General features: G+C 39.6%; 13 protein-coding genes. All 13 read left to right on the top strand.

What is annotated here, in order from left to right; all coding sequences use genetic code 11:
* Nucleotides 1-129: 129 nt before the first annotated feature.
* The 13 genes from sigW (at nt 130) to OIT90_RS13610 (ending at nt 13,357) form a co-directional block, all read left to right on the top strand.
* Nucleotides 130-693 (top strand): RNA polymerase sigma factor SigW, encoded by a 564-nt coding sequence (gene sigW, locus OIT90_RS13550; protein WP_024424449.1) that lies wholly within the window; start codon nt 130-132, stop codon nt 691-693.
* 14 nt (nt 694-707) lie between these two features.
* Nucleotides 708-1,334: an anti-sigma-W factor RsiW gene (gene rsiW, locus OIT90_RS13555; RefSeq protein WP_024424448.1), complete on the top strand. Its 627-nt coding sequence runs from the start codon at nt 708-710 to the stop codon at nt 1,332-1,334.
* Between the two features lie 217 nt (nt 1,335-1,551).
* Nucleotides 1,552-2,373, top strand: coding sequence for a diadenylate cyclase CdaA (cdaA, locus tag OIT90_RS13560; protein WP_008344027.1), 822 nt, complete (start codon nt 1,552-1,554; stop codon nt 2,371-2,373).
* On the top strand, nt 2,366-3,793 hold the full coding sequence (locus OIT90_RS13565) for a CdaR family protein (RefSeq protein WP_285706903.1): 1,428 nt from the start codon (nt 2,366-2,368) through the stop codon (nt 3,791-3,793). Before cdaA ends, OIT90_RS13565 begins: the two co-directional genes overlap by 8 nt.
* A 25-nt stretch (nt 3,794-3,818) precedes the next feature.
* The gene (gene glmM, locus OIT90_RS13570; protein ID WP_024424446.1) at nt 3,819-5,165 is read left to right on the top strand and encodes a phosphoglucosamine mutase; all 1,347 of its coding nucleotides are present in this window, start codon (nt 3,819-3,821) and stop codon (nt 5,163-5,165) included.
* A gap of 574 nt (nt 5,166-5,739) precedes the next feature.
* Nucleotides 5,740-7,542, top strand: a complete 1,803-nt coding sequence (gene glmS, locus OIT90_RS13575; RefSeq protein ID WP_034621707.1) for a glutamine--fructose-6-phosphate transaminase (isomerizing) — start codon at nt 5,740-5,742, stop codon at nt 7,540-7,542.
* A gap of 172 nt (nt 7,543-7,714) precedes the next feature.
* Nucleotides 7,715-9,541 (top strand): ParB N-terminal domain-containing protein, encoded by a 1,827-nt coding sequence (locus OIT90_RS13580; protein ID WP_474892622.1) that lies wholly within the window; start codon nt 7,715-7,717, stop codon nt 9,539-9,541.
* 53 nt (nt 9,542-9,594) lie between these two features.
* Complete coding sequence (locus OIT90_RS13585) at nt 9,595-10,446, top strand: DNA adenine methylase (RefSeq protein ID WP_163116238.1); 852 nt, start codon at nt 9,595-9,597, stop codon at nt 10,444-10,446.
* A 275-nt stretch (nt 10,447-10,721) separates the two neighbouring features.
* Complete coding sequence (locus tag OIT90_RS13590) at nt 10,722-10,913, top strand: PLD nuclease N-terminal domain-containing protein (RefSeq protein WP_003217265.1); 192 nt, start codon at nt 10,722-10,724, stop codon at nt 10,911-10,913.
* 14 nt (nt 10,914-10,927) lie between these two features.
* Nucleotides 10,928-11,845, top strand: a complete 918-nt coding sequence (locus OIT90_RS13595; RefSeq protein WP_474892623.1) for an ABC transporter ATP-binding protein — start codon at nt 10,928-10,930, stop codon at nt 11,843-11,845.
* Nucleotides 11,842-12,606 (top strand): ABC transporter permease, encoded by a 765-nt coding sequence (locus OIT90_RS13600; protein ID WP_474892624.1) that lies wholly within the window; start codon nt 11,842-11,844, stop codon nt 12,604-12,606. Before OIT90_RS13595 ends, OIT90_RS13600 begins: the two co-directional genes overlap by 4 nt.
* A gap of 115 nt (nt 12,607-12,721) precedes the next feature.
* Complete coding sequence (locus tag OIT90_RS13605; RefSeq protein ID WP_474892625.1) at nt 12,722-13,114, top strand: RidA family protein; 393 nt, start codon at nt 12,722-12,724, stop codon at nt 13,112-13,114.
* Between the two features lie 42 nt (nt 13,115-13,156).
* The gene (locus OIT90_RS13610; protein WP_413598593.1) at nt 13,157-13,357 is read left to right on the top strand and encodes a hypothetical protein; all 201 of its coding nucleotides are present in this window, start codon (nt 13,157-13,159) and stop codon (nt 13,355-13,357) included.
* Nucleotides 13,358-13,431 lie beyond the last annotated feature (74 nt).

The raw sequence follows: 13,431 nt of genomic DNA on the forward strand, positions 1-13,431 counted from the left end.
GGTTTTTACCGGTTGATAAGCGTAACACACTGTCAAAAATTTGTTACACTATTTTTTAGAGGAGAATGAAACCTTTTGGAAAGAGGTTCGTATACATAAAGACCGGTGAAGGCAGAGGTTGAATATACTATGGACACAATGATTAAAAAGAGAATTAAGCAAGTGAAAAAAGGCGACCAGAACGCATTTGCAGACATCGTAGACCTGTATAAAGACAAAATTTATCAGCTGTGCTACCGTATGCTTGGGAATGCACATGAAGCGGAGGATATTGCGCAGGAGGCGTTTATTCGTGCTTATGTGAATATCGAAAGCTTTGATGTGAACCGTAAGTTTTCCACGTGGCTGTACCGCATTGCAACCAACCTGACCATCGACCGTATTCGCAAAAAAAAGCCGGATTATTATTTAGATGCAGAGGTGGCAGGAACAGAAGGATTAAATATGTATTCTCAAATTGCTGCTGATGGCATTTTGCCAGAGGATGAGGTGGTGTCTCTTGAATTATCGAGTACCATTCAGCAAAAAATTTTAAGATTACCCGACAAATATCGTTCGGTCATCGTATTAAAGTATATTGATGAACTCTCGTTAAAAGAAATTAGTGAGATTCTGAATATACCAGTTGGTACGGTGAAAACGAGAATACACAGGGGTAGAGAGGCTCTCCGGAAACAGTTGAGAGACCTTTGAGTGAGGTGATTTTGATGAGCTGTCAGGATAGAATCGTCCAGCTTATGCATCAGTATTTAGACGGGGACATTGAGCCCCAAGACGAAAAAGAATTAAAAAGCCATCTGCAATCGTGTGAGGAGTGCCGTACTCATTTTCAACAAATTGAGAAATCCATCGCGCTAGTGCAGAGTACATCTCATATAGAAGCACCATCTGATTTCACTGCAAAGGTGATGGCAGGTCTTCCAAAGGAGAAAAAGCGTGTGTCGGTTCAAAGATGGATCAAAGCTCACCCGCTGATGGTAGCCGCTGCCCTCTTTCTCATTTTAATGGGAGGCAGTCTGTTTACGAGCTGGAATACCGATCATAATTTCAGTGTGTCAAAGCAGCCGAATCTCGTCGTTGAAAATGATACAGTGACCGTACCTAAAGGGGAAACCGTAAAGGGTGATGTCACTGTCAAAAATGGCAAGCTGATTGTAGAAGGCAAGGTTGATGGAAATGTCACCGTCGTCAATGGGGAACAGTTGACTGCTTCTGCCGGACAAGTCACTGGTCAAATTAATGAAATTAATGAAGTATTTGATTGGATCTGGTACAAAATGAAATCAACAGCACAAAACGTAATGCGGGTCATTGGGCCAGAGGAGCAAAAGTAACTCAATCGGCTTAAAGAGCAGTCTCTAAGGGGGCTGCTCTTTTTCTATACATTGGTGGGATTCACGCATACTAGCAACTCAGCCAGATATGGCAACTATTTTCCTTGCTGAAACAAAATGTGGTATAATAGCCACGCTATGTATTGATACATAGGCTATTTTTATATTAAAAAATGCATCAAACGAAGAATAACTGAAAATTCTGGAGGACGAGGAAATGGCTTTAGGGGATATTCCTTTTTTGCAGTACCTCGGTAATGCTGTTGATATTCTCGTTGTTTGGTATGTGATATATAAATTAATGATGGTCATCCGCGGAACAAAAGCGGTTCAGCTTTTAAAGGGAATTGTGGTCATTGTTCTCGTCAGGATGGGAAGTGCGTATCTCGGTCTTAACACACTTCAATGGCTGATGGATCAAGCGATTACGTGGGGATTCCTTGCGATCATTATTATTTTTCAGCCAGAGCTAAGGAGAGCGCTTGAGCAGCTTGGGCGCGGCCGTTTCTTCTCAAGAAGCGGGACACCTGTAGAGGAGCAGCAGCAGAAAACGATCGAGGCAATTACAAAAGCAATTAACTATATGGCGAAACGCAGAATCGGCGCACTGCTGACAATTGAGCGCGATACCGGAATGAATGATTACATAGAGACAGGAATTCCTTTGAATGCAAAGGTGAGTTCAGAGCTGCTCATTAATATTTTCATTCCGAATACACCGCTTCATGACGGTGCTGTCATTATGAAGCGGGATGAGATTGCAGCTGCAGCTTGCTATTTACCGCTGTCAGAAAGCCCTTTTATCTCTAAGGAGCTGGGGACGCGTCATAGGGCGGCAGTCGGAATTAGTGAAGTGACAGACAGCTTAACTGTCATCGTTTCTGAGGAAACTGGCGGTATTTCTGTCGCAAGGAATGGTGATCTCCACCGAGAATTGACAGAAGAAGCGCTTGAAGAAATGCTGATTGCTGAATTTAGTAAGAACAGCAAAGATGCTTCCTCGACCAAATGGTATTGGAGGGGCAAGAAAAATGGATAAGATTTTGAATAATCGCTGGGCCGTTAAGCTTCTTGCATTGGTCTTCGCTTTATTGCTGTATGGTGCAGTCAATTCAGCGCAAGCGCCCACGCCGAAAAAAATCGGTGAATCCTTTTTCCCAACATCGACGACAGATGAAGCAACTTTAACCGACATTCCTGTTAAAGCGTATTATGATGATGAGAAGTACGTCGTCACTGGTGTGCCGCAGACAGTCAATGTCACGATTAAAGGATCAACTAGTGCTGTGAAAACAGCAAGACAAACAAAGAATTTTGAAATTTACGCAGACATGCAGAACTTATCGACAGGTACACATAAAGTGGAGCTGAAGGCAAGAGATGTATCGAAGGGACTCACACTATCGATTAATCCATCTGTGACGACTGTGACGATACAAGAAAAAACAACAGCTGAATTTCCTGTTGAAACCGAGTTTTATAATCAAAATAAAATCAAAGACGGCTATACACCTGAACAGCCCATTGTGAATCCGAAAAAGGTCACAGTTACTGGATCAAAGGACGTCATCGACAAAATTTCTGTCATTAAAGCTTTTGTGAACTTAGAAGATGTCGATCAGCAAATTGAAAAAGAGGCGAAGCTCACTGTGTATGATAGCAGCGGGAATGAGCTGCCAGTTGAAGTAAGTCCGTCCGTGGTGGATATTACGGTCCCAATCTCGAGTCCAAGCAAAAAGGTCCCTTTTAAAATTGAGCGGACGGGCAGCTTGCCAGAAGGGATCAGCATCTCAAGCATTGAGACAAGCCCGAGTGAGGTCACAGTGTACGGCTCTCAAAAGGTGCTGGATGCCCTTGATTTTATTGATGGCGTCAAGCTGGACCTAAGCAAGATCAAAGATGATACGGAGATTGATGCCGATATTCCCCTGCCAGATGGTGTGAAAAAGGTATCACCCGAAACCGTTAAGATCAAAGTGAAGGTTGCAACAGCTGAAGAAAAAAAGATCGATAATGTACCGATTTCTGTCGTGGGTTTGAGCAAGGATCTCACATCTGATTTTGTGAGCCCATCTTCTGGACGGATCACGTTAACAGCAAAGGGATCAAAGAGTGCGATTGATAAACTAAAGGCTTCAGATGTTGAAGCCTATATCAATGCAGGGGACTTGAACGAAGGAACCCATGAGGTCAAAGTTCAAGTAAATGGTCCTCAAAATGTGACTTGGACATTATCGAGATCAAAGGTCAAAGTGAAACTCACTTCTACTGATACAGAGGATCAGCCGGCTTCGACGAATGATCGGAAGGATCAAAAAGATCAACAAGATCCATCAACTGATGACGATGATCAGGGTGAGAAGAGTAAAGAAGAATCCACGCAAGATAAAGCAAAGAAAGAATCGAGTCAAAGACAGCGGGTCAAAGAAGATAAAAAAGAGGACGATGCGTCCTCTTGAATGGTAAAAAAGGAGCGATTGAAACATGGGCAAGTACTTTGGAACTGATGGTGTAAGGGGTGTAGCGAATAGCGAATTAACGCCAGAGCTCGCATTTAAAGTTGGGAGATTTGGCGGCTATGTGCTCACGAAGGATAAAGAACGTCCAAAGGTACTCGTTGGTCGAGACACACGTGTATCTGGTCATATGTTAGAAGGAGCGCTTGTTGCAGGCTTACTTTCAATTGGAGCTGAAGTGATGCGTCTAGGTGTGATCTCAACACCTGGTGTGTCTTATTTAACGAAGGCAATGGATGCTGAAGCGGGTGTCATGATTTCTGCTTCACACAATCCAGTTCAAGACAACGGCATTAAATTCTTCGGCGGTGACGGCTTTAAGCTGTCAGATGAACAGGAAAACGAAATTGAGCAGCTGATGGATCAGCCAGTCGATCAATTACCACGCCCAGTTGGAGCCGATCTTGGAACGGTGAACGACTACTTTGAAGGCGGTCAGAAATACTTGCAATTCTTAAAGCAGACAGCGGACGAGGATTTTACAGGTATTCACGTGGCGCTTGACTGTGCACATGGTGCAACCTCTTCTCTAGCGACACATTTATTTGCAGATTTAGATGCTGATGTGTCCACAATGGGAACATCTCCAAACGGATTGAATATCAATGATGGTGTAGGCTCCACTCATCCAGAAGCACTTTCTGCTTTTGTGAAGGAGAAGGGTGCAGATATTGGTCTTGCGTTTGATGGTGACGGTGACCGTTTAATTGCAGTCGATGAAAAAGGTGATATCGTAGACGGTGATCAAATTATGTACATATGTGCACGTTATTTGAAGGATGAAGGCCGATTAAAGGATGACACCGTCGTGTCAACGGTTATGAGTAACCTTGGTTTCTATAAAGCGCTTGAGAAGCAAGGCATTAAGAGCATTCAAACTGCTGTTGGTGACCGCTATGTGGTTGAAGCGATGAAAAAAGACGGCTATAATGTCGGCGGCGAGCAGTCAGGTCATTTGATTTTCCTTGATTATAATACGACAGGTGATGGCATGCTTTCTGCGATCATGCTTGTGAATACGCTCAAAGCGACAGGGAAAACATTATCAGAGCTTGCAGCGGAAATGGAAAAGTTCCCGCAGCTTTTAGTGAATGTGAAAGTGTCTGATAAATATAAAGTAGAAGAAAATGAAAAAGTAAAATCGGTGATCCAAGAGGTCGAAAAAGAGATGAATGGTGACGGCCGTATCCTTGTTCGTCCATCGGGGACAGAGCCGCTTGTACGTGTCATGGCAGAGGCGAAAACAAAAGAGCTGTGTAATGAATATGTGGCTCGAATTACAGCTGTTGTGAAAGAAGAAATGGGTATTGAGTAATAGGTGAAGGCAAACCGCTGCCAGCGGTTTGCTTTTTTTTGAATAAACGACATAATTGGATGGATCTATACGAATGATATAAGCGAGGGCAACTTGAAGCTGCCTTCATACATAGGAGAGCACATCAAAGGTAGAACGTGACAAGCCTCATCGCATATAGTGTATGGAGGTCTCACTTTCTCAAATGAAGGGGATCACCCGCTAAATTGTGATTGACGGAGGTCAGACCTTATAGTACAATCATCCTTGTGTTACTGGATTTTTATTCTATCAGGAAAGGCAGGGTAGATGTTCAGAAACTCTCTTATAATTATAGCGCCCGAACTAAGCGATCGGACGAAAGATGCTTAGTTGACGAGGATGGAGGTTATCGAATTTTCGGCGGATGCCTCCCGGCTGATCAAAAAAGAGATCACAGCCGTAAGTGTTTCTTTAAAGCAAAGAGGTGACTCTTTGTACAAAGGGAATACACATGATCTCCCAAATTAAACATGTAGAGAGGGACAAAGAAATGTCCCTTCTATTTTAGTAGGCTTTCTTTGTCCCTTTCACATGATCGGGAGGAAGAATATTTATGTGTGGAATCGTAGGTTATATTGGTCAGAATGATGCGAAGGAAATCTTATTAAAAGGTTTAGAGAAGCTTGAGTACCGCGGGTATGATTCAGCAGGTATCGCTGTGGCAAACGAAGATGGCGTGCATGTGTTCAAAGAAAAAGGACGTATCGCTGAGCTTCGTGAAGTCGTAGATGCAAACGTAGCATCTTCAGCAGGAATCGGACATACACGCTGGGCAACTCACGGTGTACCAAGCCATTTAAATGCACATCCGCATCAAAGTGCTTCTGGCCGTTTTACGCTTGTTCATAACGGTGTCATTGAGAACTATGTACAATTGACACGCGAATATTTACAAGACGTCACACTAAAAAGCGACACAGATACAGAGGTTGTTGTTCAAGTCATCGAACAATTTGTCAGCAGAGGTCTTGATACAGAGGAAGCTTTCCGTCAAACGCTTCTTCAACTAAAAGGCTCTTACGCAATTGCCCTTTTCGATAACGAAAACAAAGAAACAATCTATGTGGCGAAAAACAAAAGCCCATTATTGGTTGGTTTCGGCGAAGGATTCAACGTTGTGGCTTCTGACGCAATGGCGATGCTTCAAGTAACAAACGAATATGCGGAATTAATGGATAAAGAAATGGTCATTGTCACAAAAGACGAGGTTATTATTAAAAACCTTGACGGTGATATCATGACACGTCCTTCTTATATCGCTGAGCTTGATGCAAGCGACATTGAGAAAGGCACATATCCTCACTACATGTTAAAAGAAACGGATGAACAGCCGCTTGTTATGCGCAAAATCATCCAAGAATATCAAGACGAAAACGGCAAACTGTCAGTCGCTGGCGATATCGCAAGCGCGGTAGCAGAAGCAGACCGCATTTACATTGTGGCTTGCGGAACGAGCTACCATGCTGGACTTGTCGGTAAACAATACATTGAAGACTGGGCGAAAGTACCTGTAGAAGTCCATGTAGCAAGTGAATTCTCTTACAACATGCCGCTTCTATCGAAAAAGCCGCTGTTCATCTTCCTTTCTCAATCTGGAGAGACTGCGGACAGCCGTGCTGTACTTGTTCAAGTCAAAGAGCTTGGTCATAAAGCATTAACGATCACAAACGTACCAGGATCTACGCTTTCTCGTGAAGCGGACTTCACATTGCTTCTTCATGCAGGACCAGAAATCGCAGTGGCTTCAACAAAAGCCTACACAGCTCAAATCGCTGTCCTTGCAATCCTTGCATCTGTTGCAGCTGAATTAAATGGTCAATCTCTTGACTTTGATCTTGTCAAAGAGCTTGGTATTGTAGCAAACGCAATGGAAGCCCTTGTCGATCAAAAGGATGAAATGGAACAAATCGCTCGTGACTTCTTCACAGTGACACGTAACGCATTCTTTATCGGAAGAGGACTTGACTACTATGTGTGCCTTGAAGGTTCACTAAAACTAAAAGAGATCTCTTACATCCAAGCAGAAGGCTTTGCTGGCGGAGAACTCAAACACGGCACAATTGCTTTAATTGAAGAAGGCACACCGGTCATTGCCCTTGCAACGCAAGAGCACGTGAACCTCAGCATTCGCGGTAACGTCAAAGAAGTCGTTGCACGCGGAGCAAACCCATGTGTCATCTCACTAAAAGGCCTAGAAGACGAAGGCGACCGTTTCGTCCTTCCAGCTGTACACCCAGCACTTGCACCACTTGCATCTGTTGTTCCATTACAGCTAATCGCTTACTACGCAGCACTTCACCGCGGGTGTGATGTGGATAAACCACGTAACCTTGCGAAGAGCGTGACGGTGGAGTAGACAAGAGATAGGTCAATTTTCATTTAAATTTAGAAAAATATTGTAATTAAAAACTCCTTTAGATATTATTATCTAGAGGAGTTTTTTGTTCAAATATTACACCTGATAAAATATAAGAGAAATACTGAAGTTTTAAAAATGTGTAGATTTCATATTAAAGGGGTCAATTTAAATGTATGAGCAGCCACAATTAAAAGAAATGTATATAACTGATCTAACTTTATCTATGACAAATCCTAGGTTTCCAAGAGAGGTAAAAAGTGAGGCAGAAGCAATTCTTACTTTTTTTCAATTGAAAAAAGTTGGGCCTGGTAAAATAATGTCTTTAATAGAAGACATTGTTGAGACAGGTATAGTTCTTGAAAATTTCATTGTACTCAAAAAAGATGGTGAATTTATAGTTCATGATGGAAATAGAAGATTAACAGCGTTAAAGTTATTATATAATAATACATCTGAAATTATAAAAAACGATTATCCAAAAGTCTATGAAAACTTAAAAATAATGAAAGAGAATTTTGATGTTAGAAAGCTGAAACTCAATGTTCAAGTATATACTGATTCTAACTCTATGGCGAATCATGTAGCAAAGTTACACTCTGGAGAACAAAATGGAAAAGGTCAAATTAATTGGGATTCTAATGAAAAAGACACTTTCAATTCTCAACACCTTAATCAACCATTAGGATTAGGAAATTTAATATATAAAAAACTAGAGAAAACTGCTGAAAAGAGAGAACTGTACAATAAACTGCAAAAAGGAAGCTTTGCTACAACCCTGAATAGAATTTTTGGCTATTCTAATATACGTAAAAGAATATTTCAATTAGATCGAGGTTTAAAAGTTGATTTAACTGATAGTGTCCACTTTAATAAAATATGTGAAATGATAGAATTTTTCATTTCAAAAAATGCGACTGTGGCTGATGTATACACTGCGGAAATGGCTTCTAATTTTTTTGAGGAAATAAAACCTATTTCTCAAGGAAACCCAGAAGGAAAAGAGATAGAAGGAAACCCAAAAGGAAAAGAGATAGAAGGAAATCCAGAAGGAAAAGAGATAGAAGGAAATCCAGAAGGAAAAGAGATAGAAGGAAATCCAGAAGGAAAAGAGATAGAAGGAAACCCAAAAGGAAAAGAGATAGAAGGAAATCCAGAAGGAAAAGAGACAGAAGGAAACCCAGAAGGAAAAGAGACAGAAGGAAACCCAAAATCAGAAGAACAATATAAATTGATTTTAAATTTGATAACAAATAAAAAGATTGTTTATTTATATAATGATTACAATTTATTAGAGTTGATTGAAAATGCAACGGACTCCAACGGAGAGAATTTAAAAAATAAGGTGATTTTCTCTACTGAGAGTAATTACATCAGAAACAATATCTTTTCTGGAGATGCTTCTATTGGTGATTATAGTGTACAAGCCAAATTAAATTATAAAGGTGAATCTATCTCTAGAAGAATTGAAATAAAGGTAAGAGTTCCAAACAAAAGAATTGAGACAAATCAACCAAAGAATGAATTCTTTACATCAGTAGCTTCATTTATAATAGGTGATGCAAAATTAAAGATAAATAATACAGTTGATACGTTGATAAAAGAGATACAATCTTTGGAAAATGCAGTAGACTATAGATATATGATTGCTTCGTCTTTAAGGCAATTGATGGAACTATCTATTGAAGAAGTAATGAATAGTAAAGAAATAAAAAATCACGGTAATCCGAAGCAAAATCTAAAATTTTTAGTAGAGAAACTCTCTGAGAAATCAAATTTGCATGAAATATGTCGAGGAGAAAATCATTTAAAATATCAAGCTATAAAAAATTTAATAGGTGCTATTGATACTAATAAGTTGTATGACTATTTAAATTTGATTACTCATGATAGTTACGCAACAGTGTACAATGTTTTAGTAGAGAAAGTAAATTTAGAAATTATGCCTATTCTAGCCGTTTTTCATAATTATCTCCATATGGATCTTCATATTAAGTGAAATCAACTTCTTTCTAATTTAAATCATTCTTAACATAAGAGGTGATGGCGAAAATGGCTAGTGTTTCTCCACTAAGGTATCCTGGTGGGAAAGATAAAGTTTATCAATATGTAAGGTATCTTGTAAATACTAATAATATTTCATCTTATATAGAGCCTTTTGCTGGAGGGGCAGCTGTAGCTCTTCGTTTATTAATAAATGGAGATGTAAATAAAATCATTATCAATGATTATGATAGAAGTATATATGCATTTTGGAATGTAGTTGTTAATAATCCAGAAGAATTAATTAAACGTATAATTGATATACCTATAAATATTGATCAGTGGTATATTCAAAAGGAAATTCAAGGACAGAAAAATAGTATTGATGAGTTATCCCTAGCCCTATCTACTCTTTTCTTGAATAGAACGAACAGATCTGGAATTATTAAAGCAGGTGTTATTGGTGGTAAAAATCAAACAGGTGACTATAAAATTGATTGCAGATTTAATAAACAAGCAATTATTAGAAGGATTGAACTTATTTCTTCCTATTCAAAGCAGATAAGAGTATGTAATTATGATGCCAAAGAATTTATAAAAAAAGAAATAAAACAAACTCGAAATTCACTAACTTTTTTTGATCCACCATATTATGATAAAGGACCTGATTTATACACGAATTTTTATTCACACGATGATCATGTAGAACTAGCAAAAGTCATAAAAAATGAAATGAATAGACGATATTGGATTTTGACTTATGATATATCTGATCAAATAAAAGAACTTTATAAGAATTACTATTATTTAAAGTACTTTTTGAATTATTCAATTTCTAAACCAACTAAAGGTCAGGAATTTATATTTTTTTCAAAGAAAATAAACAGTGGAGATTTTAATAGATTTTTAAATTTAGTTTGATTTTTTATGAGAAAATATTTTACTATGTAATGCATTTAGAGTTTAAAAAGAGTAAAAAATTGATGTGTTCAGTTGTTGAAAAGAGTTAAATCGACGAGCAAGTTTTTAAATATATATATATATATAAGCCCAGTGAATAACCTTCACTGGGCTTTTTTTATATTTATAGATCAATCGATCGATAAAAATAAAATCCGTTTGAACGAATCCTTTCTTCATGTCGTCAAAAGAAGTGATATTAAAACAAATTGGCGTTTGAAAAGGGAGTGGCGTGGATGGATATGAAGATGATATTACCTCTTATTTTGCTGCAAGCGATTTTGATGGTGATTGGTTTGTTTGATTTGTTGAAAAGAGACCCATCGAGAATCAGAGGAGAGGTGAAATGGGTTTGGGCTTTGGTAATTGTGTTTGTGGCGAGTGCCGGTCCTATTGCGTATTTCATTTTTGGTCGTAAACAATCTTAGTAGGGGTGATTCACTTGAATATGCTGGAGTGTCACGGGCTGACGAAATCGTATGGCCCGAATAAAGTGTTAAAAGATGTTTCGTTTTCTGTTGAGGAGGTTGGATGTGTTGGCTTTTTAGGTGCCAATGGAGCGGGGAAGACAACAACGATCCGGATTCTCACAGGGCTTGCTCGTCCTACGTCTGGGGTCGTGAAGGTGGCAGGTTTGGATGTCACAAAGGAGATGGATCAAATCAGTCATGTGATAGGGTATTGTCCGCAGCATCCTGCATTTTATCAGGATATGACGGGGCAGGAGTGGATGCATTGGGTTGGCGGGTTATTTCATTTAGAGAAAAAAATCATTCGCTCCAAAACAGAGGAGCTGTTGAAGCTTTGCCGTATATATGAGGCGAAGGATCGTGCCATTGGCAGCTATAGCGGAGGGATGAAGCAGAGGCTTGCCATTGCGCAAGCGCTTATCAACAGCCCGAAGGTTCTCATCTTGGATGAACCTGTGTCTGCACTTGATCCCATGGGGAGAAAAGACGTTCTGACATTGATTGAGCGTCTGAAACAAGAGATGTTGATCTTTATGTCGACCCATATTTTAGATGACATTGAACGTGTGGCAGATCATATTATCATGATCAACAGTGGCAAAATTGAGATGTCTTCTTCCATGAAACAGATCAAAGAAGACTATATCCAGCCAGTGATTGAATTTCAATTAGAACAACAGGATACGAAATTATTGGCTTTGCTAAAAGAGCGGGATTGGGTGGAGGAATGCTTTGAGACAGGAGATGCTTATCAGGTGCGAGTGAATGATCAACAAATGGCATTGAAGGAGCTGCCGGGTCTCATCACTGAAACTGGCGGTGTTCTTCTCCAATATCGACTATCTAAGCTGACGCTTGAAGATATTTTCATGAAGGTTGTGAGTGCATGATGATGTTGAAAAGGGAATTTAGGGAGTTATTCACTAGTTATAAAATTTTGTTTGTGCCAATCATTTTTACGATTTTAATGATTACGCAGCCTATTACGCTCAAAATGCTGCCGGATCTTCTATCGAAATCAGCTAATTTACCTGAAGGGTCTACATTTTATATACCAGAGCCTAGTGCTGGAGAGGCTTTGGCGAGTGCATTGAGTAAATTTGATTCGCTAGGTGTGTTTATCCTAATTATGATCGTGATGGGGACGATCGCTGGAGAGCGTGCCTCTGGAGTGACTGCGATGATTATGGTGAAACCGATCAGTCGAACGAATTATTATGTATCAAAAATATGTGCCTATGCCTGTTTGACTTTGTTTAGTTTGGTATTGGCGGTGCTTGTCTCTGTTTATTATGTGGATATTCAATTTGGGCATGTGGATTGGGTCAATGTGTTAAAAGGAACACTTCTTTATTACCCAAATTTATTGCTTATTGTGGTATCGACCATTTGTGCTTCGGCGTTCTTTCAACGTTCTGTCACAGCTGGCGGTGTGTCGCTTTTGATCAACCTTATTCTGTTTACCGTTCCTTCATTTTATGAAGAGACATTAGGGAAGTTTGCGCCTAAAGGCGTGACAAGTGCAGCCGAAGAGATGATTCATAAGGGGACTTATTCGGATCAGGCACTTACTAGCTTTCTAGGTGTATCGGTATTGATTGTTTTCTTTTTTCTCATTGGATGGTTTCTTTTTAGAAAACAAGAATTATAGCAGGCTGTTGCGATTGTTTCTTCAGGTTTACTTTGAGCATAAAAATCTGAATATGGTAGAAAGTTTGATATGATGATAAAAATTGACTGTATTTTCAGAAAAGGGGTTTTTATTTATGAGAACATCACGTAATCCTGAGACCATTCATCCGCCAGTCGCACCATATACCCATCAAATAGAAACAACAGGACCACAGCGTTGGTTAACACTATCAGGTCAGGTAGGAATGGAGGCGGATGGGACTATCCCAGAGAGCCCGTTAAAGCAGCTCGAACTAGCGTTAGAGAATGTGAAGCGAAACGTAGAAGCGGCAAATATAGCTGTGGAAGATATAACGAAACTAGTATTTTATCTCGTGGGAGAGTTCGATGCTGAGAGCAGGAAACAAATCATGGGGCAGTTTTTAGGCGGGCACCTGCCTTGTATGACGATGATTTATGTGGTGGCATTGGCTTCCCCTGCTTTAAAGGTAGAGGTAGATGCTTGGGCGTGTCAGGAGATGGTGTAGGGTGATGATAGAAAGTGATTTTACATAAATAGGGGTGTTTTTGTGTTTCAATCAAACAAAAAATTAAAAAGTAACGTCGTTTTTTTCGCTGGTGTGGGAGTTGTCTTTTTAATTCATTTGATGCTGAAATGGTTACCGATTTCTGCGGACGGGGAGCTGACGTTGATTTTATTCGGTTTGGGAATATTGTTTTATTTGAAGCGTGTGATACGGAAAGAAGAAAGTCATCATTCATCAGTATGAGACCTAGAATATATATTCTAGGTCTTTTTATTAAATTTACCTTAAAAAACATATTTTCGCATGGGTATGTAAAC

It is taken from the genome of Bacillus sp. ABR, from assembly GCF_056172715.1.